This window comes from Amycolatopsis sp. NPDC059657 (assembly GCF_042734395.1).
Lineage (GTDB): Bacteria > Actinomycetota > Actinomycetes > Mycobacteriales > Pseudonocardiaceae > Amycolatopsis.
Genome location: NZ_JBHWEB010000151.1, coordinates 1 through 20,761 on the forward strand (window position 1 = coordinate 1; position 20,761 = coordinate 20,761).

The 20,761-nt window shown below is 68.2% G+C and carries 15 protein-coding genes; 5 read left to right on the forward strand and 10 right to left on the reverse strand.

Annotated elements, in window-relative coordinates; all coding sequences use genetic code 11:
* Positions 1–198: 198 nt before the first annotated feature.
* The 3 genes from ACFV15_RS42935 to ACFV15_RS42945 all read right to left on the reverse strand — a co-directional run bounded on the left by ACFV15_RS42935 (position 199) and on the right by ACFV15_RS42945 (position 4,512).
* Complete coding sequence (locus ACFV15_RS42935) at positions 199–2,058, reverse strand: glycoside hydrolase family 44 protein (protein ID WP_378358561.1); 1,860 nt, start codon at positions 2,056–2,058, stop codon at positions 199–201.
* Positions 2,059–2,241: 183 nt separating this feature from the next.
* Positions 2,242–3,639 carry a glycoside hydrolase family 6 protein gene (locus ACFV15_RS42940; protein WP_378358563.1) on the reverse strand — a complete coding sequence of 466 codons (1,398 nt, stop codon included), beginning with the start codon at positions 3,637–3,639 and terminating at the stop codon, positions 2,242–2,244.
* A gap of 153 nt (positions 3,640–3,792) precedes the next feature.
* Complete coding sequence (locus ACFV15_RS42945) at positions 3,793–4,512, reverse strand: FadR/GntR family transcriptional regulator (RefSeq protein ID WP_378358564.1); 720 nt, start codon at positions 4,510–4,512, stop codon at positions 3,793–3,795.
* A 413-nt stretch (positions 4,513–4,925) separates the two neighbouring features.
* Here ACFV15_RS42945 and ACFV15_RS42950 point away from each other — a divergent pair, with 413 nt between their 5' ends.
* From ACFV15_RS42950 to ACFV15_RS42960, 3 genes are all read left to right on the forward strand, one after another.
* A complete protein-coding gene (locus ACFV15_RS42950; RefSeq protein ID WP_378358565.1) occupies positions 4,926–5,945 on the forward strand; it encodes a LacI family DNA-binding transcriptional regulator in 1,020 nt (339 codons plus the stop codon).
* A 74-nt stretch (positions 5,946–6,019) separates the two neighbouring features.
* The gene (locus tag ACFV15_RS42955; protein ID WP_378358566.1) at positions 6,020–7,120 is read left to right on the forward strand and encodes an aldose epimerase family protein; all 1,101 of its coding nucleotides are present in this window, start codon (positions 6,020–6,022) and stop codon (positions 7,118–7,120) included.
* A 280-nt stretch (positions 7,121–7,400) separates the two neighbouring features.
* Positions 7,401–8,222: a family 16 glycosylhydrolase gene (locus tag ACFV15_RS42960; protein WP_378358568.1), complete on the forward strand. Its 822-nt coding sequence runs from the start codon at positions 7,401–7,403 to the stop codon at positions 8,220–8,222.
* Positions 8,223–8,765: 543 nt separating this feature from the next.
* Here the strand turns inward: ACFV15_RS42960 and ACFV15_RS42965 are convergent.
* Positions 8,766–10,091: a jacalin-like lectin gene (locus ACFV15_RS42965; protein WP_378358570.1), complete on the reverse strand. Its 1,326-nt coding sequence runs from the start codon at positions 10,089–10,091 to the stop codon at positions 8,766–8,768.
* The gene (locus ACFV15_RS42970) at positions 10,091–11,935 is read right to left on the reverse strand and encodes a phosphatase PAP2 family protein (RefSeq protein WP_378358571.1); all 1,845 of its coding nucleotides are present in this window, start codon (positions 11,933–11,935) and stop codon (positions 10,091–10,093) included. Before ACFV15_RS42970 ends, ACFV15_RS42965 begins: the two co-directional genes overlap by 1 nt.
* 343 nt (positions 11,936–12,278) lie before the next feature.
* Here ACFV15_RS42970 and ACFV15_RS42975 point away from each other — a divergent pair, with 343 nt between their 5' ends.
* On the forward strand, positions 12,279–13,319 hold the full coding sequence (locus ACFV15_RS42975) for a LacI family DNA-binding transcriptional regulator (protein WP_378358572.1): 1,041 nt from the start codon (positions 12,279–12,281) through the stop codon (positions 13,317–13,319).
* Here the strand turns inward: ACFV15_RS42975 and ACFV15_RS42980 are convergent.
* The 5 genes from ACFV15_RS42980 to ACFV15_RS43000 are packed head-to-tail and all read right to left on the reverse strand — an operon-like array spanning position 13,316 to position 18,789.
* Entirely contained in the window at positions 13,316–14,086 is a 771-nt protein-coding gene (locus ACFV15_RS42980; RefSeq protein ID WP_378358574.1) for an enoyl-CoA hydratase-related protein, read from the reverse strand. The genes ACFV15_RS42975 and ACFV15_RS42980 overlap by 4 nt on opposite strands.
* A gap of 10 nt (positions 14,087–14,096) precedes the next feature.
* Positions 14,097–15,305, reverse strand: coding sequence for a hypothetical protein (locus ACFV15_RS42985; protein ID WP_378358576.1), 1,209 nt, complete (start codon positions 15,303–15,305; stop codon positions 14,097–14,099).
* Complete coding sequence (locus ACFV15_RS42990) at positions 15,302–16,840, reverse strand: amino acid adenylation domain-containing protein (protein WP_378358577.1); 1,539 nt, start codon at positions 16,838–16,840, stop codon at positions 15,302–15,304. The genes ACFV15_RS42985 and ACFV15_RS42990 overlap by 4 nt, the downstream gene beginning before the upstream one ends.
* Positions 16,841–16,867: 27 nt before the next feature.
* Positions 16,868–18,373, reverse strand: coding sequence for a non-reducing end alpha-L-arabinofuranosidase family hydrolase (locus ACFV15_RS42995; protein ID WP_378358578.1), 1,506 nt, complete (start codon positions 18,371–18,373; stop codon positions 16,868–16,870).
* Complete coding sequence (locus ACFV15_RS43000) at positions 18,370–18,789, reverse strand: DoxX family protein (protein ID WP_378358579.1); 420 nt, start codon at positions 18,787–18,789, stop codon at positions 18,370–18,372. The genes ACFV15_RS42995 and ACFV15_RS43000 overlap by 4 nt, the downstream gene beginning before the upstream one ends.
* A 341-nt stretch (positions 18,790–19,130) precedes the next feature.
* Here ACFV15_RS43000 and ACFV15_RS43005 point away from each other — a divergent pair, with 341 nt between their 5' ends.
* The gene (locus tag ACFV15_RS43005) at positions 19,131–20,600 is read left to right on the forward strand and encodes an arabinofuranosidase catalytic domain-containing protein (protein WP_378358581.1); all 1,470 of its coding nucleotides are present in this window, start codon (positions 19,131–19,133) and stop codon (positions 20,598–20,600) included.
* Positions 20,601–20,761: the final 161 nt, after the last annotated feature.

The window sequence follows — 20,761 nt, forward strand, 5'->3', positions numbered from 1 at the left end:
GGTTGGTCTGGGCACCCTACACCCTCTTTTGCGTGTACAACACGCCCACCCGCGGCCCGCCCCCTGGTGTGCGTTTTTTTTTCCCCCCCACACCCCCCAACACCCCCCCCACCACAGCCAGCGTTCCCCAGCCGGGTCGTGGTGCCGGACCTAGCTTTGCCAGGCCAGCGCAGGGCGGAGGTGAGGGACAACAGGCCCTTACTCACGACGGGTACAGGTCAGCGTCAGTGGCGCCGCCCTCCCGTTGGCCTGGAACCCGAAGGTGGTGCGGCCGCCCGCGCCGATCGAGCCGTTCCATCCGGCGTCGGCGGCGACCACGCCTGCGCCATTCTGCTTCAGCGTGGTGTTCCACGCGGTGGTGACCCGCTGGTCGCCTGGCCACGTCCAGCTGACCTGCCACCCGGTCATCGCGGTGTGGCGGTCGTTGGTGACGGTCACCGTCGCGTTGTGCCCGGTGTCCCAGTCGCCGTTGACCTGCAGGCTCGCCGAGCACCCCGCCGCGGGCAGTACCAGCAAGGTGATGGAATTCGCCGGGTAGGTCGCGTCGACGCGGCCGTTGCTCACCGGGAGATCGGCGCCGCGCGTGATGGCGCCCAGATTGGCCGCACCGTAAGTGAACCGTTGCGCCGCACCGGCACCGTCGAACCCGGCCACCGAAAGCGGCGAGGTCAGGTCACCGCCGGTCTTGTTGACGACCATGACCGTCAACGCCTTGTCCGCGGAGCGCTGCGCCGCGTACACCGCCAGCTGATCCTGGTCGGCGGCGGTCGCCGAGACGCTCACATCACCGAACCGGCCGCCCGCGCCGTCGTAGTTCCGGTACATCCGGAACGCGTACGCGCCGGGGTCGGCCGGCTTGGGCTCGCCCCACATCGTGGCCAGGTCGAGGCCCTCGCGCCCGAAGATGCCCAAGACGTCGGCCTGCGCCAGCGCGCCGTTGATGTCGTCCAGCGCGCCCCAGTTGTACTCGGTGATCGCGGTCTTCGTGCCGGGGTTGTACTTGTCGATCCAGGACTTCGCCTTGCGGATGTACTGCAGCGGCGGCGCGTTGACCCCGCCGGGACCGATCCAGGTCTCCTCCACGTACGTCGGGTCCCACAGCGACCGGGTGGACCGCAGCCGCAACGCGTTGGTCTTGGGATCCTTGTCGCCGCTGATCTGCGGGTAGAAGTGCTGGTCGAAGTAGTCGAGGTAGCGCTTGCCGCCATGCGCGTCGCTGTAGTCCTTCATGTTCTTCAGGTACCACTCGGAGAGCGTGAGCCCGCCGTGCGCGGCCGCATCGGCACCCGGCCCGCAACCGTCCACTCCGGACGCGACCCATTCGCAGTATCCCCAGCCGGATGGGCCGAGCACCGCCGCGCTGGGATCGGCGGCCTTGATCGCCGCGGCCGTCGCGGTGCCCTTGCCGCCCAGTTCGTCATAGCCGACCAGCCCGGGGTGCACGTCCCGATGTGTGTGGGCCCACAGCACCGGCTCGTTGTCGAGCTCGTAGATCGGGACGCCACCCTGCGCGGCCGTGCCGAACCGGTCCACCAGGTGCGACACCATCTCGCCCGCGAACGCCGGGCCTGCTTCGATCGAGGTGTCGGCCGGCACACCGGTGAGGTTCTTCTGGTCGAGCTGGCCGTTGCCGCAGTTCGGGTCCCACTCGTCGAACCGGTCCTGCTGCGGGAACCGGGTGGCCGGGTACCCGCAGGTGAACGGATGCGACGACGGCGAATCCTTGGCCACCCACCCGATCAGGGGCACGGTGACGACCGGTTTGATGCCGCGGTCGAGATTGGACCTGACCTGTCCCTCGACGGAATGTTCCTCGTCGGCGACGATGTTCTCGAAATACCAGTCACTACCGGTGTTGTAAGTGTGGTTCTTGAAGTTGTAGCGGCTGGTCGCGTTGCCGCCCCAGCGCGCCACCGACTGGCCGATCTCCGCGTTGAACGCCCGATCCCCGCCGTTCAAGCCATAGATGCCAGCGCTGATCGCGTGCCGGGCGGCGGACACGTCCACCGACAGCGCGGGCCCGGCGGCCGCCGCCGTGGCCGGCTGGCCCGTGAGCATCACCGCCATGAGAGACGCCGCCAGGCCGAGAACCGCGACCGATCGTCGCTTCCGCCATCGCCGATTACCCACAACAAACGCCTCCACCCGATTCAGTGCGTGACATTCTTGATTCGCCTGCCGGAAATAAGCCGCCGATCTCCTTTCTCCGCGTCGCTGAAACTTTCACGACTCCGGCAAGGATCAGCCGCAGGTCGCGCCGTTCAGAGCGGGGCCGAGGAACGGCGGAGTGCCGCCGGTGTAGTCCGCGTTGTATCCGACGGTCACGGTGGCGCCGGTGGCGAGCTTGCTGTTCCACGGCAGGTTCTGGACCGTCACCTTGTCGCCCGCGTCGGCCCAGGTCCCGTTCCAGCCCTGGGTGACGGTCACTCCCGGCGCGTAGAACGTGAGTGTCCAGCCGTCGGTGGCCGATCCGCGGTTCTCGATGACGATCTCGCCGGTGTAGCCGGTCGACCAGGCATTGACCACGCGGTGGGTGACCTTGCAGCTCACCGGTGCCGGTGAGGTCGACGTTGCTGTCGGGGTGGTCGTCTGGCTCGTCGGCACGGTCGGTGAGGTGGTCGGCGTCGCGCCACCCGCGATGGCCAGGTCGTAGGCCCGCTGCGGCACGAACTGGCCTGCTGGCGCGAGGCAGCCGTCCGCCTCACCCGGCAGCTTGATCCACAGGAACGCGGCGATCTGGCCGTCCCCGGTCTGGTCGGTACTCGGCGTGCCGATGGCCCTTCCGGCGGGGTCACACCACTCACTGCCGAGCGGGCCCTTGCCGTTGCGGCTGGTGTCGATCACCGCGCGGAGCCGGGAGTCGCCCACCGCGTTCAGCACCGACTTGCCGTAGCCGATTTCATCGGCCGTCCAGCGGTAGTTGGACACATTGGTGGCGATGCCGTCGGCGCTGTTGGTGATGTCGGCCGCTTTCAGCCGCGCCGCGGCCTCGCCGGGCGCCAGCCACGCCGAGTGGCCGATGTCGAAGTACACCTTCGCCTGTGCCGACCCTGCCTTGAGTTTCTTGCCCGCGTACGCGATCGACGCCTTGGTCTGGTTCTGCTGGTCCCCGGATTGACAGCTCGTCATGATCGCCAGCACATCCGGCTCCAGCACGATGACCGCGGAGCGTCCGGCCAGCCCCGCCGAAACCTGATCGACCCAAGCGCGGTACGCCTCGTGCGAGGGGGCACCACCGCCGCTCGCTCCGCCGCAGTCACGATTGGGGATGTCGTAGACGACCATGATCGGGACCTTCCCGGCAGCCGCCGCGGCACCGACGAACGCGTCCACCTCACCGCGCACGGTGTTCGTGTTCGTCGTGGTGAACCACCTCGCCTGCGGCACGGCGGCGATGCCGTCGCGGATCACCGCCGTGCGCGAGTCCCCGGGGTTCGCCGCGACCCACTTGGCCGCGCCGGTGCCGGGATCGACGTAGAACGGGGAAGAGGTGGCCCGCGCACTGCTCTCAGCGGCGAAGGCGGTGACCGACGCGACGAGCGCCGCCGCCACGACACCACCGGCGATCGCCTTGCCGCGCATACGGTTCGTCCTCGCGAAGAGAGAGTGATCGGCGCGCAGCAGCTTTCTTGATTCCATCAGTGTCCTCGCAGCGTCGTTGCCGTCCGGGGAATCCTGGGAGCGCTCCCAGTCCGTCGAAGTGTAGCCGCGCGGGAACCCGCGAGAAAAGGCCCTCGAGAAATCAGGCCGATATTCGACGTTTTCCGCGCCGGGCGGTGACGGGATCAGGCCTCAGCCGAAAAGACGGCGCTGGATCTCGCGGCGATAGTCCTCGAGCGTGTTGTCGAGGTGCGTGGCGGTCGCGAGCGCGGCAGCCTCCGGGTCCCCGTCACGGATCGCCTGGTAGATCGCGGCGTGCTCCTCGACGGCCGCGGCGGCATGGCCGCCCAGTGTGCCGTGCAACGCGATCGCGCTCGACTGACGCTGCAGCCTGCGCGCCTCGCGCACGGCCGCGACGAGGAAGAAGTTGTGCGAGGCGGTCGCGACGCCGATATGGAAGTCGTCGTCGCCGTCACTGAACCGCTCGACCAGGTCAGCGAGATGGGCGTGCCGGCAGGTTTCCACCGCGCTTTTGATGGCACGCAGGTCCGCCGGTGTCGCCTTGGCGGCGGCCAGCCGCGCGGCTTCCATCTCCTGGATACGGCGGAACTCGAAGAGCATGTAGATGTGATCGAGGTTGGTCGGCAGGAAGAACCCACCCCAGCGGCCGGCGCCGAGCATGCCGTCGTCGTCCGCCACATAGAGGCCACGCCCCTTCTGGGCACTGACCCTGCCGATCGCGGAAAGGATCTTGATCGCTTCGCGGACGACCGTCCGGCTGGTTTCCAGCCGCGCGGCGAGCTCGTTCTCCGTGGGCATCCGGTCACCTGGACGCAAGTGCGACTCGGCGATCAGCTCGAGAATCCGCTCGGCCATCAGCTCGTAGCCTGGCCGGTAAGCCGAACCTGCCACAGGCTTAACTCCATCATCGCGCGGCACATTCGACAGTATGGCCGATCCAGCGTGCGCGACGCCCGGTCAGCTCGTCCGCGGTGACGCTCCACGGGCTGGGGCGACGACCAGCGGCGTTTGCATGGTTGGCGAGTCCGATCGAATCGCTTCGAAGGCGGATCGGAGACGACCTCGATGTCGGATCCTCGAATGAAAGCGACCACCGCAGCGCGACCACAGGCCGTCAAGCACCTCCCCGAATGCGCCAATATTAACTCTGAGCTGCACAACCATGGTCATAGACGCGCTCGACGAATTCGACTTCGCATAGTCACGTCGGCCGGAAATCGAAGATCAAGTGAGCCTTGCCTTCCAGCTCCACCTGGCCTACCGTCAAGGGTCATCGATGCGCTTCGACTACGGAGGGAGGGCGCGTGGTCACGATCAACGACGTCGCCGACGCCGCGGGTGTCGCGCCGAGCACGGTGTCCTATGTGCTCAGCGGGAAGCGCTCGATCTCGCCCCGTACCCGCCGGGTGGTCGAGACCGCGATCCGCAAGCTCGGCTACCACCCCCATGCCGGAGCACGGGCGCTGGCGAGCAACCGGACGAACGTGCTGGCGCTGGTGGTCCCGCTGCGCGCGGACCTCAACGTTTCGGTGGTGATGGAGTTCGTCGCCTCGGCGGCCACCGCGGCCAGGGAACACGATCAGGACCTGTTGCTGGTCACCAAGAACGAGGGGCCCGCGGCGCTGCAGCGCATCGCCTCCTCGGCCATCGCCGACGCGCTGATGGTGATGGACGTCGAGGTCAGCGACTCACGGCTGCCGGTGCTGGTGGCACTGGACCGGCCGACGGTCCTGATCGGCGTCCCCGATTACCCCGCCGGGTTGAGCTGTGTCGACCTCGACTTCACCGCGGCAGGCGCCGCCTGCGTGGCGCATCTGGGCGACCTCGGCCACCGGCGCGTCGCGCTGATCGGCCCGACACCAGCCGTCTACCAGCGAGGCACCAGCTACGCGACCCGTTTCCTGCATGGTTTCGCCGAAGAGGCGAAGCGTCGCGAGATCCACGCGATCACCCAGGAATGCACCGGCTCCTACGAAGCGTCGCACACCGCTCTCGACGCCCTGTTCACGCGCGATCCGGGCATCACCGGGTTGATCGTGCACAACGAGGCCGCGCTCCCCGCACTGCTTTCAGGTCTGCGGCAACGAAATCTCCGGGTGCCAGAGGACATCTCCGTCGTCGCGGTCTGCCCGGACAGCATGGCGGGCCAGCATGCCACCGGGCTCACCACCGTCGCGATACCGGCCGAGGAGATCGGCGCGCAGGCGGTCGAGATGACCATGCGGCATCTGGGCGGGCACACGACCCCCGAGATCCGCCTGCTCTCCCCCCGGTTGACCACACGGGACAGCACAGCGCCGCCTCGGCCTGAACCCGTGTCCTGAAAGGGAATCGCTGTCCCGGGCCACTCATGTCACGTTGAATCACGGCAGATGCCGCTACACACCGAGGGGCGCGGATGCGCGGTTCCGAACCGGCCACACTCGAAATCGACCGGGAGTACTACGGGGTCGTCGGCGAAACGAAAGTTCACCGCTACGTCCTGCGAAACCAGGGCGGATTGACCGTTCGGATCCTCGATTACGGCGGCATCATCCAGTCGCTCGAGGCGCCCGATCGGCACGGCGAGTCCGCCAATGTGGTGCTGGGCTTTCCCGCACTCGAAGACTATGTCGCGAACAATGAGCCCGCCGCGGCACGCGTCTACCTCGGATCCATCATCGGCCGCTACGCCAACAGGATCGCCGGCGGCACCTTCGTGCTCGACGGCACCGAATACCGGCTTCCTCGCAACAACGGCCAGAACTGCCTGCACGGTGGCACGGCAGGATTCGACACCCACGTCTGGGGCGCGTCGGTGATGCGGTCCCCCGACAGCGTCGGTGTGCGGCTGACCCACCTCAGCCCGGACGGCGATCAGGGCTACCCCGGCAGGCTGGCCACCACGGTGACCTACCGGCTGGACAACCAGAACCGGGTGCACATCACCTATCTGGCCACGACCGACGCGCCCACCGTGCTGAACCTGACCAACCACACCTACTGGAACCTGGCAGGCGAAGGCTCGGGGCCGATCGACGACCAGCGACTGATGATCAACGCAGGCCGCTTCTGTCCCGTCGACGCCGACCTGATCCCGGACGGCTCGCCGATTCCGGTCGACGGTTCACCTTTCGACTTCCGCACCCCGGTCCCGATCGGTGCGCGGCTCGGCGTGGACGACCCGCAGTTGTCACTCGCCCACGGCTACGACCACAACTGGGTCCTCGAGCAGGCCGAGGCAGGTTCACTTTCCTTGGCGGCCAGGGTCCACGACCCGCGTTCGGGCCGACGGCTGACCATGTGGACGACCGAGCCAGGCCTGCAATTCTATTCCGGCAACTTCCTCACCGAAGCCCTGATCGGCACCGGCGGCCGCCCCTATCATCGCGGTGCCGGGTTCGCTCTCGAACCCCAGCATTTTCCGGACTCCCCGAATCGGCCGGACTTCCCGAGCACGATTCTGCGACCGGGTGACGCCTATCGCCAGAATACGGTCTTCGAGCTGGACCTCGACTAGACGCGCCAGCCCTCAGCCGGCCAATCGGACACCAGGTCGAATTCGTCGAATTCACCCGGCGGAACTCGTTAATCGTCATCAATGCACTGAAGAAGCCAAACTTGATCACAACCGAACCCCTTTTCCAGGTCGTTTCACTGTGGTTTGATCAAGCCACTTCGGGATCACGCTCGCATCGGCGACGTACTTCACGATAAAAGCATGGACTTCCGCACGAACAGTTACTCCGTCTCCTCATCCTGAACCATCCGACGGGATTCCCGCACAGGAGGACAGAGCAATGACGCTCGATCGCAGGACGTTTCTCGCCGCGGGCGCGGCCGGGGTGGCAGGCGCCGCATTAGGCGGCGTCGTGGCAGGCGCGGGCCAAGCCTCGGCCGCCACCTGGGAGACGGTGCTCGACGGCACTCTCCAGAACTACGGCACGCTCGAATCCGCGTGGAACTACCGCTATCCATGGGGATCCGACCACAACGGCAGCGCCAGGATGTACGCCAGTTCCAGCGACCACCAGCAGGTCTACCTCGAATCCGGGGGTGTGCTGGTGCTCAAGGCGACCCCGGTCCCCCCGAACGAGGGCAACAGCGGAGCGGATCCGCACCTGCCGATCCGCTATCACTCCGGCGCGGTGCACGCCAAGCAGCAGATCACGGTGACCGACCAGTTCCCCAGCTGGGAGGTCCGCGGCGAGTTCCAGGCACCCTCGGCCCGCGGCACCTGGCCCGCGTTCTGGCTGACCGGCGCCACCAGCTGGCCGCCGGAAAGCGACATCCTCGAGTTCAAGGGTGATTCGCGCAACTGGTTCAACACCTACAAGAACGGCTCAGGCGGCTGGTCGAACACCGTCGTCGGCGTGAACAACCCCGGCGGCTGGCACGGCTACCGCGCCTGGATCACCAAGGTGAACGGGTCCGACGTGGACATTCACTACTACCTCGACGGCAACTGGGTGGGCCAGCACCGCGGCGCGAACTTCGTCGGCAAGCCGATGTGGCTGATCATCAACCTGCAGATGGAGGGCTCCGCGGGCGCGCCCGGCCCCACTTCACCGACCTACTACCGCGCCCGCAACGTCTACGTCGGCCGAAACCGCGAGTGGTAGGCGGGGTGCCGCTCCGGTGAAGGGAGCCTTCACCACGCTCTGTGGGGTGAGCTAGGCCCTCATCTGCTCTGGCCTCGGCATCGGAGGCTGGCGCGAGAGGAAGAATCCGGACGTTGAGCGGCCAGATTCTTCCTCTCGCGAAGATCAACTCACCAGATGTCGGCGAACCGCCACTCCCCGATGACCAATCGAGACGCCACGTTTGGCTTCCCCTCAGCAGTGAGGGCCTCCCTCACCAAGCCCGAATGGGCGAGGTCGCCCTTCTCGGGTCAGCTGAACGCATGAACGCCGCTTTCGCAACACTGAGCGACACATAAGCCCCGTTCGTTCCGTCCAGCCAGCGCGAAAAGTCGCCCAAAAGCGACAACGCGGGACAAACGCTACCGAATCGAGTCCTCTGTGGACGCTCACGGAACGTCGCTGGCGACCCTAAGGGGCGAGTTGATCTTCGCGAGGCCGACGTAACCGGACCCCTGACGCAGGCTGTGTGAAGGGAGCCTTCACACAGCCTGGCCGTGACCAAGGCTCCCTTCACGCAACTGCTCAGCGCTGGGTGTAGACGAACCCGATCTTGTCCACCTCGGCGCCGCTCCGGCCGTGGAAACCGGCGATCTGCCAATTGCCCGGCGCCGTGCGCGTCACGCAGTCCGACGTCGTCGTGCCGCCTGCCAGCGCCCGCCCGAGGTTGGTCACGAAGCGCGCCGAGGAAATCCGCGTCCGGCCGTTATAGCTGACCTGGCACAGCGTCGCCGACGTGACGTACTCGCCGCTTCCGAGCGTCAGTGCCGAAGCGGTCCCACCTGTCCCGCCGTGCGCCAGTGTCGTGCCGTTCTCCAGCGTCAGCCCGATCTGGTCGACCCGCTCCCCGGCGCGCAGCGAGAACGTCCTCGCCCGCGCACCCGCCGGGACCGCGTTGATGTCGGTGAAGTAGTCGCCGTGCGGACCGCCGAACTGCTCGGACAGCCGCAGAGCCGGGTTTTGCGTCCAGCTGAACCGGACGGTGATCGGGAAGTGGTCGGACAGCATCCTGCCCGCACTGTCCAGGAACTTCGCGTGTTCGTTGTTATACGCCTCCGCGTTCAGCGAGACGAGCTTGCTGCCGCGGTAGAGGACCTTGTCGACGACCTCGCAGTCGTTGGTGACGGCATGCTCGTCGCACACCAGCGCGGGACTGCCCGGCGATGGCGCGACCCCGCCGCGCGCGAGCTTCACCCAGGCGTCCGTGAGGCCGTTGTCCGACGCGAACCCGGCGATCGTGTCGGCGGCGCGGGTGTAGCGCGTGTTCGTGTCGCCCATGACGATCACGGCGTTCCCTGCCGAGTGCGACCGGATGAAGGCCGTCAGCTGCGCCAGGTTCGACGCGCGCGAGGCCTGGTCGCCGTCGTTGGTCCCGGCGTTGGTGTGCAGGTTGTAGAAGTCGGTGTAGGTCCCTTCGGCGAGCCTGACCCGCATGAAGGTGAAACCCTTGGGGGTCAAGCAGTCTCCCGAGTCGAGCTGGCACGAGGTCCACCGCACCCGCTCGAAATCGTCCACGTCGTAAGGAAGCGAGGACAGCGTGTTCAGGCCGCTGCCGATGCCGGCGCCACCGCTGGTCGGTGTGCGGTACGGGTGGCCGTCCGCCGCGTAGAGCGCGGCGTGGTAGTTGAAGTCCTCCTCGACGTGCACGACGTCGTACGGGCCGAGCCGCTGCCCGATCGCCGTGGTGGCCGAGGCGCGCGGCGTCGGCGCGCTCGAGGTTCCTTCCGGCAGGCCCGCGACGTTGTAGCTCAGCACGGAGAACGTGCCGCCCGTCGCGGCCAGCGCGGACGGTGGCGTGACCACTGTGGACACCGCGACCGCGAAGGCGAGCACGGCAAGGGCTTTCTTCATCAGAACTCCCGCAGGATTCGGAGGGACACACCGGTGAGGGTGTACCGCGGAACCGCCCGGAATCCCGGGCGGCCGATCTTGATCTCGGCGAACCGGCCACGCAGCCACCACGCGCTGAGCACCGGGATTTCACGTGCGGCGAACGAAGCGTCCAGGTGGATCTCCAGCACGGCACCACGTCCGAGCGTGGCGACGCCGTCGACCTTCAGTGCCGGACCGGCGACCGGGACCACGGACAGCGTCCCTCCGGTCTGCCGGTAGTCGCCGGCACAGAGACCGGACACGCGCAGGACGCCCCCGGCGAGTTCGACGGCACCACTGCCGAGCGCGCTCGGCGCCGCCGCGACGAGCACCCCGCCTTCCACCCGCGTGCCGCCGCGATAGCCGTTCACTCCGGTGAGGGTGAGCGTTCCACTACCCGCTTTGACGAGCCTGCCACCACCGCGGATCTCGTTGCGCCAGCTGTCGTTCGCGTGGAATCCGCCCCGTGCGGCGTCCATCTCGACGCGAACGCCGGTGTCGAAGGCGCCATAGCCGTCGGCCGCGGCGAACAGGTTCAGCCGTCCCCACTGCTCGGGACCGTCGAGCAGTGGGTTCCCGGCCGGGAAAGCGGTCGTACGCAGCACCTCGCGCCGCTGCCCCGCGTCGAGGTACGGCAACCGTGTCTCCAGCAGCACCTCGGCGCCCTTCGGCACCGTCATCGGCTTTCGCGTGCTCCCACCCGGCAGTCCATAGGTCGCGCGCTGGGTGACCATCGCGGCGTTCGCGCGATGATCGGCGTATTCGTCCGGCCCGCTGTGCGCGCGGGCGAACAACGTGTCGGCCGTGGTCCCGGTCCTCGCGGTGAAGTACTCGAGCGCCTGCTCGCGCGCGCCGGCCTTGAGCGCCGCGTTGGCGGGATCGGCCAGCGTCGCGGCCGCCAGCGCCGTGGCGAGGACGCGGCCGCCGATCACGTCGACCGGCGAGTGCATCCCGGCGACGATCCGGGTGTCGGACAGGTCGTACGCGCGGGCGACCAGCTCCTGGAACCGCTCGGGGACCGCGTACGCCAAGGCGAGGCAGGCGAGGTGGAACGCGTTGGTGTGGCCGCTCGGGTATCCGGCGTCATCGACAGGGCTGGCGCTGCGCTGCCGCAGAAGTTGTGGCGCGACAACCACATCGGACCGGTAGATCGGGAAGCCGAGTGCGTCGAGCTTGCCGGTGTCGACGACCCGGCTGTCCGCGGTCAGCCGCCACGGCCGCGGATACTGGTAGGCGTACTTGCACGGATTGCCCGAGGCGAACGGGCCACGCACGGTGTCGACCAGCCGTGCCACCAGTCCCAGCTCCGAGTCATAGGATCCCGCGCCGAGCGCCGAGCCCGCCGGAGCGCCCGAGGGCACCGCATCGTCCACTTTGGCCGGTGGCGTGCCATCCGGCGCGGAAGTGATGCTTGTGACCGCCTTGGCGCCGTCGCGGTAGAACTCGGCGAGCGGGCCGAGCCCGCCGATCGCCGCGTAGGACTGGTGCTGGCGGTCGAAAACGAACGCACGCTTGGCTTCGGCGTCGGTACGAGCCCTGGTCACCGCGACGACGTGCCGGACATTGGCTCGCAGCGCGGCATTGTCGAGGACGGTGCCGCCGTCCCAGGTGGTTCCGGTCCGCCAGAGCCGCCGCATCCCCGTCAGGATCCGGACGGCGGCATTGGTTTCCGGTGTCTGGTTGGCCATGACGTTCGTGCGATAGAGCTCGACGAACGCGAAGGTGCAGTCCGCGGCCTCCGCCGGGACGGCCGCCGGCGCGGGGACCGCGGCGAGGCTCGCGGGCACGAGCGCGGACCAGCGCAGGAAATCACGGCGGTCCATCGGGTGTGGTGTCAACTCGTTCTCCTGTGCACACCCGCGATGCGGGCGGGAAATCGGTGGGGATGGCGAATGCCGGGACGGTGCGCGAACCGTGGGAATGATCAGCCGCCCCGCCATACCCGTCAAGGGCGGAAAGCAGGAGTTCGGCCGCAGGTAACCCGTCTGACGTATCACTGAAGCCGAATTCGTCGAATTCGATGAGCGCACCCGCGCTCGCCGAACCCGACGAAGGTGCCTTGACCGGTGCGGCCGGGGAACACTATCGTCAGATCGGAAGCGGATGTTAGCGTTAACAGTTCGCGGGTGACCACCGGACGACGGCGTACCGAGAAAGTCCTCGACGATGACGAATTCCCACCACGTGGCGCGAGAAACGCCCGAGTCCGGCCGCGGCGCGGTGACGATCGTCGACGTGGCGCACGCGGCGGGGGTCTCACCGAGCACGGTCTCGTACGTGATCACCGGGAAACGGCCGATTTCGCCGGGCACGCGGCGCCGGGTCGAGGAAAGCATCCGCGTTCTCGGATACCGGCGTCCCGGCGGCACGCTGAGCCGGGTCGGGGTGCTGGCGTTGTCGGTGCCACTGCGCGTCGACCGCCATCTCGACATCGAGATGGAGTTCTTCTCCGCCGCCGCCGCGACGGCTCGCGACCTGCAGTTCGACCTGCTGCTGGTCACCCGCGACGAAGGGACCTCCGGCCTGCACCGCGTGCTGGCCGGCGCGCTGGCCGACGCGGCGATCATGACGGACATCGAAGACGACGACCCGAGAGTGCCCATTCTGCTCGCTTCCGGCCGCCCGGCGGTGCTGATCGGCGTACCAGGTCCGGTGCCCGGATTGGCCTGTGTGGATCTCGATTTCGCGGCGGCGGGCAAGGCGTGCCTCACCCATCTCGCGGACCTCGGCCACCGCTCGATCGCGGTCATCGGCTCGTCACCGCCGCACCAGCAGGGATATCGCCGCTCAGCGGGCTTTCTCGAAGGCTTCACGGCCGCCGCGGCCCACCGCGGCGTGCACCAGGTCGTCCGCCGGTGTGCCCCGTCGCCCGAAACCGTCGTCCACTGCCTCGACGAACTCCTCTCCGCCGGTGATCCGACCGGACTGGTAGTCCAGGACCAGACGGCACTGCCGCTGGTTTTCGCGGCTCTGGAGAGACGCGGGTTGCGGGTTCCCACTGACGTCTCCGTCGTGGCGGTGTGCTCGGAAACCGTGGCAGGACAACAGCGAATCCGGCCAACGGCGGCGATAGTGCCCGCCCGACGGCTGGGCGCGCTGGTCGTCGAGCTAGCCGTGCGGCAGCTCGACGGCGAACCGGCCGAGCTGGAACCGCTGACACCCCAGTTCATCCCAGGAGACAGCACCGCCGCCGCACTCCGCCCCTAGTCCCGATCGAAGGACGGTTTTCGCTTGTCGAGGAACGCCGCCGTGCCCTCGCGCATGTCCGGCGTCATGAACGCCTGGCTGAACGCCGCCAGCTCGGTCGCCAAACCGGTCTGGACGTCCGCGCCGCGTGCCGCGTTGATCGCGGCCTTGCACAGCGACACGGCGGAAGACGAGTTCAGGCCGATCGCCGTCAGCATGTGCCTGGCACCGGCGAGCATCGCGTCCCGATCGACGAAGAGCCGGTTCACCAGGCCGATGCGATGCGCCTCATCGGCGTCCACGGTGCGGCCGGAGTAGATCAGCTCCCTGGCTCGCGCCGGGCCCACCTGCTGCTGCAAGCGGACGCACCCGCCGAAGCCAGGGATCAGCCCGAGCGACACCTCCGGCTGGCCGAACACCGCCTTCTCGGTCGCGTACACGAAGTCGCAGGCCAGTGCGATCTCACAGCCTCCGCCGAGCGCGTAGCCGTCGACGCAGGCGATCACGGGCGCGGGCATGGACTCGAGCGCGGTCGTGACCGACTGCCCCAGCCGCCCGAACCTCTCCCCTTCACTGGGTGTCATGCCCGCCATCTCGCTGATGTCCGCGCCCGCGATGAACGCCGGGCCGGGTGCCCCGGTGAGTATCAGCGGCGTGGCCAGTCCGTCGAGCAGCTCGCACAGCTCGGTCATGGTGCGTGCCGAGAGCGCGTTGCGCGCCGACGGCCTGGTCACGGTCACGGTCGTGATCCCGTCCCGCAGCTCGACGACGAGGTTCTGATAGTCCACAGTGGTCACCTCACGAGTCCCAAATCGCGCCGAAAGCCGGAATACCGCGTGCTTCCAGCTCTTCGACGACATGCCAGGTGGTCTTCTTGTTGGAGATGCAGATGACGGCCTCCGCGCCCGATTCCTGCCAGACCTGGTACGCCAGCGCGACGAGGTCCGGTTTGCCGTCTCTTCCGGTGTCCCAGACGACCGCGTCCGGTTGCACGCCAAGGATTTCGTCGACCAGCGCGTCCCCGTAGGTGGCACGGGGATTCCGCGTCGACCACACGAGACGCGCCGGGGTGTCGCCGGAGAGCAGGTGCGGCAGGCACGGCCCGATCCCGCTGCCGGTGGCCACCCAGACGACCGAGGTGAACAGCTTGTCGATGTTGCCGACGCCCGCGGTCGGGATCCCCTTGACCCACAGCCGGGCGGGCAGGTCGTCGATGAGCGCGCCGGTCCAGTCGCCGGCGCGCGAGATCGTCAGCCGGAACCCGCTGCGGTCCGGTGCCGGGACGTTGGCGAAGGAATGCCATTCCAGTAAGGGGTTCCGGCTCACCGCCGTCGACGAGCCCGCGAACGGCGTGACGCCGTAGTCGAAGTGGACGAGCACGACGTGCGACGACGGCCGCTCGATGCGCACCGGCACGCGGCGCAGCCGCAGCCACGGCAGCACCACGCTCGCCACGACGACCGGCAGCAGCCAGCGGGCCGCCCCGCCGCCGTACATGGCCGTGTGGACCGCGAACAGGACGAGCACGGTCCAGCCGCCGAACCGGTGGGTCCGTTCGAACCGGTCGTGATGACGGGCGCGCAGCGATGGCAGTGCGAGCACCACGATCGCGACCAGCAAGACCGCGATCACCCAGGTCAGGATCCGAGGCGGCGAGGTCACCGCGAGTACGAGAAACCACGCGGTGGCGCACACCGCGGCTCCGACGTGCAGGCCGCCGAAGTGATAGACCTTGCCCAGCGTCCACCGCACCCGCAGCGGCCAGTGCTTGGGCACGCCGGTGGCCAGCCGGAACAGCAGATTGATCACGTACTGCTGGCGGATCAGCACGGCCAGCGTGAAGTTGGCGACCACCATCGTCGAGGCGCCGGCGTTCAGGCACGCGAGGTTCGCGAGCACGACCATGGCGGCGAGCCGGTTGTGATGGGTGAAAGGGCGGCGCCTCAGCCTGACCCGCAATGATTTGCCAGCAGGCGGCGGAACCCGCCGGAGCGAAATCTCCGTCACGCCACGGTCTCCAGTCGCGCCGGGTCGTCCAAACAGGACAACAGCGCGCGGCGGTCGACCTTGCCGCGGTCCGTGATGGGCAACCGCTCGACGGGCACGATCAACGTCGGCACGTAGTAGTACGGCAGCCGGTCCTCGACGGCCCGGCGCGCCTCGTCAGGCACCACGCCCGCCGGGCTGACGAACCCGATCAGCCTTCCCTCGTGCAGGATCGTCGCCGCACGCACACAGCGGGCTGCCCGTTCCAGCGCCGAGGTGACCGCGTCCAGCTCGACGCGGAAGCCGCGCACCTTCACCTGGTCATCGGTCCGGCCGTGATGTTCCAGCTGGCCCGCCGGCGTCCAGCGGCCGAGATCCCGTGTCCGGAACATCCGGTGCTCGCCGCCGAGGAAAGGATCAGGCAGGTAGCGTTCGGCAGTCAGCTCCGCGTTGCCGAGGTACCCCGCGGTGACGCACGCGCCACCCGCCCACATCTCGCCGACCGCGCCGATGGGGCAGGGCCGGAGCGCGTCGTCGAGCACGTACACCGTCGTGTTCGGGACCGGCCGCCCGATCGTAGGCACACCGCTGCCGGGTTCGTAACGCTGGAACGTGTTGACGATCGTCACCTCGGTCGGGCCGCAGGAGTTGTGGAAAGCGAGCCGTCCGGACCAGGCCTGTGCCAGCTCACGGGGACAGCGCTCCCCCGCGACGGCGACCGTGCGGGCGCCGCCGCACGCGTCCGGGTCCAGTCCGGAAAGGACACTCGGTGTCGCGATCAGTACGTGCGCGCTGCTCGCCGCGGCCTGGACGTCCTGTCCTCGGACGACCAGCGTGCCCCCGTTCGCCAGCGTGCCGAGGATTTCCCACGCGGCCATGTCGAAGGCGATGTTCAGCAGCTGGGCGACCCGGACCCCCAGGCCGATACCCAGGTTGCCCGGCGCGGTCAGCAGGATGTTGCAGAGGTTGGCGTGCGTGACCTGTACTCCGTTGGGCTGCCCCGTGGTACCGGAGGTGAAGATCACCGCTGCGACCTCGCCACTGCCGTCCGCCCGCTTGGCGCGTGCCACGCCCGGCGCGGTGTCGACCGCGATGACCTCGGCCAGTCCCGGTGGCAGCGTGGGCTCGTGGTCCGTGGTGGTGAGCACCACCCGGATCCCCGCGACGCTCACGATGTGCCGCAGTTGCCCGGCTGGGGTGATCCGGATGTCCTGGGGAACGTAGGCCGCGCCCGTCTTGAGAATGGCGAGGATGCCGACGACCATCGGGATCGACCGGGTGAGGAACAGGCCGACCCGGTCGCCGGGGCGGACGCCCGCCTCGGCGAGGGTCCCCGCCAGCAGGTCCGCCCGGTGGTCGAGCTCGCCGTAGGTGACGGTGTCGCCGAGGTGTTCCACGGCCACCGCCCACGGGTGCCGGACGGCGTGTGCCCGGACAGCGTGGTGGATTCGCGTGAACGGGGGCCGGGCCGCCGGGCCGGTGCCGAACCGCTGGAAGGTACTCCGGTCGGCAGGTTTGAGATCCTGCAACGCGGACAGCTGGAACGGTGGTGTCACGATGAACCTAACCCTTCGCCGAAGGTGTCAGCAGGCTGAATTCGTCTGGGTGAGCAGGCCCATCCGCCAGGGCAGCCGGATGTAGTCGCCGCCCGCGTTGGGGTCCATGCCCTGGTAGACGTACCGCAACCGGCATGGGTCGATGGTCAGGGTCTGGTCGTTGCCCGCGCGGACCAGTTCTCCGTGGCTGATGTCCTGTGTCCAGGCCCCGCCGGGGAAGGTGACGTTGCCGCGGCCCGCGAACGGCTCGTTCTCGCTCGCGGCGAGCGGGGTCCACGAGCCGCCGAGACTGGTGGCGGTGAAGGACCGGAAGTACCGCCGCCCGGTGGAGCCGATCGCCTCCTCGAGCATGAGGTACTGGTCGCGCCCCTGGACCTTGTACACGTTTCCGGCTTCGAACAGATCGAACTTGGTGCCGGACAACACGATCTGCGTGTTGCCGAAGCCGTTCGGGAAGTTGGCCATACTGGTCTGCGCCCGGTACACGTGCCCGTTGTCGTCGCTGAAGAACAGGAAGCAGTCGGCGGCGTCGCAGATGACCCAGAAGTCGATCCAGGTGCCGTCGCCCTTGTTCTGGGTGACGATGGCCGGTTCCTGCGCGATGAACGTGCGCGGCGCGGACCACGACCGCGGATCGGCCGGGTTGCTGCTGGTGGAGTAGGTCGGCGGACCGGTCTGGTAGACCAGGTACCACAGGTTCCGCGGCGCGAAGTAGAACACCTGCGGCGCGGCGCGGTACCCGGGCCCGATCGCGGAGGCCGTGTCGAGGTACGTGTGCGAAGCGGAGGCGGCCTGCGCCCAGTCCGGGAACGCGAACTGCACGAGTCCCCAGCCGGACGGGCTGGCGGTCGTGGCGTAGACCAGCCACTGGTCGTTGTGCCGTATCACCGAGAAGTCCTTGATGGCCAAGGCATTCGGGTGCTGGGAGTCCGGCTTCGGCCCGGCGAGCACCCCGCTCGACGACCAGCGGAACGACGAGGGCAGTGCGCCGCCGGGATCACTGCCGACCCGCACCAGCTGCCACTGCTGGTTGGCTCCGCCCCAGTCGGCGTACTGCACGACCTTGGCATTGTCCGCAGTGGACAGTCCTTGCACCTCGACTGCCTTGCCGCTGTTGCGGTTGAGCAAGCGCACGTGGCCGTCCGGCGAATCGGCCAGCCGGAACTGCTGGTTCGTGCCGCCGTGGTCGCTCCACTGCACGATGTCCGCGCCGTCGGCGGCCGAGCGTCCGGACACGTCCAGCACCTTCCCGGAATGCCGGGCCCGCAGCCGGTAGTAGCCCCCGCCGGAGTCCACGAACTGGAACTGCTGGTTGGTGGCGCCACCGCGAGTCCACTGCGTGATCCGCGCGCCATCGGCGGTATCCGCGTTGAACACGTCGAGTGCCTTGCCGCTGTTGCGGTTGACCAGCTGGTACCACGCGTCCGGGTCCACTGTGGCCGCTTGCGCGGTCACCACGGCCGAACCGGCCACCAAAGCCGTGATGACGGCGAGCACCACCGCCCGGCCGGTCGCTCGCCGGCGCCCGCTCACGCGTTCTCCTTCACCGGTTGCGAGTCCCTGCGCCACAACGACATCTCGGCGAGCGCCAGCCGTCCCGGGCCGGTGACCGCGATGAACAGCAGCGCCCAGCAGAACAAGGCGGCCGCTTCCCCGCCGTTCTGAATGGGCCAGAGCGCCATCGGCTGGTGCACGGCGAAGTACGCGTACGCCATCGAACCCGAGCCGAGAATCGCGGCGGGACGGGTGAAGACCCCAAGGCAGATCAGCACACCGCAGACGAGCTGGATCACCGCGGCCCACCAGCCGGGCCAGGTGCCCACCGGCGTCGGGGCCTTGGCGCCGAACAGCCCGAACACGGTCTTGAAGCCGTGGCAGGCGAACAAGAAACCCATGACGATGCGATAGAGCCCGGTGACGTGTTCACGGGCGGCATCCAGACGATGCACGGTGCCTCCAGCACAAATACAGCGGGGATGAGAGAAACCACCGCAACGACAACGGTCGACGGCAGGCCGGCTAACTCCGGATAACAATTTCTTACCCTGCATGTTCCAGCCCAAGGCCATTAAAAGCAAGGCGTCATGTAATTTTCATTCCGCACGCGAAGCCGAGTCGAATTCGTCGAATTCGACAGCGCAACAGCCAAAGCACCAAGGCCTTGACGCGCCTTCCGGCCGGGACGATAGTGAGGATGTCCCCCATTCCGGCACCCGAACCCGAAGCGCGGCCTCTTTCCGTTTCAATGTGTTAGCGCTAACAAAAGGCGGCTGAACAAAGGAGTTCACCTATGGTCTTTCGACCACCGAAATCGCGTATACGGAGAATGCTGCTGGCGGCCACGCTCGCGACCGGTTTCGCCGTCGGGGCGGCGCCGTCGTCACAAGCCGCGGCGCAGGGTCCCTGCGACCTCTACGCGGCCGGCGGCACGCCGTGCGTCGCGGCGCACAGCACCACCAGAGCGATGTACGGCGCGTACACCGGTCCGCTGTACCAGGTGCGGCGCTCGTCGGACAACGCCACCCGCGACATCGCCCCGTTGAGCGCGGGCGGCGTCGCCAACGCCGCCACGCAGGATTCCTTCTGCGCGGGCACCACCTGTCTCATCACGGTCATCTACGACCAGTCCCCCCGTGGCAACCACCTCACCCAGGCGCCACCCGGCGGCTTCCCCGGCCCGGCGCCCGGCGGGTACGACAACCTCGCCAACGCGGCCGCGGCGCCGATCACCGTCGACGGGCACCGGGCGTACGGCGTGTTCGTCGCCCCCGGCACCGGTTACCGCAACAACCACACCAACGGCGTCGCGACCGGCGATCAGCCGGAGGGGATGTACGCGGTCTTCGACGGCACGCACTACAACGGCGGCTGCTGCTTCGACTACGGCAACGCCGAAACCAACGGCAGGGACAACGGCAACGGCACGATGGAGGCCATCTACTTCGGCAACATCAAGGTGTGGGGCTACGGCTCCGGGCCGGGCCCGTGGGTCATGGCCGACCTCGAGAACGGCCTCTTCTCCGGAGCCGACCCCAAGTACAACGCCAACGACCCGACGGTGAACCACCGGTACCTCACGGCGATCATCAAGGGCGAGCCCAACCACTGGGCCATCCGGGCGGGCAACGCCCAGTCCGGCGGCCTGTCGACCTACTACAACGGCCCGCGCCCGAACGCGCCTGGCTACAACCCGATGCGCAAAGAAGGCGCCATCATCCTCGGCACCGGCGGCGACAACAGCATCGGGGCGGCTGGCACCTTCTACGAGGGCGTGATGACGTCCGGCTATCCCACGGACGCGACCGAAAACGCCGTGCAGGCCAACATCACGGCCGCGGGCTACGGCAAGGGCGGCAGCACCCCGGCCACCGGGCCGCTGCACGCGGTGGGCGCGGGCAAATGCCTGGCGATACCCAACTCCACCACCACCCCCGGCACACAGCTGGCGATCGCGGGCTGCAACGGCCAGGCGAACCAGTCATGGACGCGCACCTCGTCCAACCAGCTGACGGCCACGCTCGGCGGCACCACGCTGTGCATGGACGCCTGGGGCCAAGGCACCACCGCGGGCACCAAGGTCACCACCTGGTCCTGCAACGGCCAGGGCAACCAGGGGTGGATCGCCAACTCCGACGGCTCGATCACCGGTGTCCAGTCCGGGCTGTGCCTCGACGTCACGGGCGCCTCCACGGCCGACGGCGCACTGGCCGAACTGTGGACCTGCAACGGCGGCAGCAACCAGAAGTGGACGCTCGGCTAAAAGACTCGTGAGGGTTGCGGGCGGTTATTGGGCGGAAGGGCAAAGGTGTCTTGCCGTGCTGGGCGACCTTGGCCCGCGTCAGGCCCGGCCACGAACGAGTGACTGTGGAGGATTCGCGGCGCTAGGCGACGCAAATCCTCCACAGTCACCCCGCCGGGACT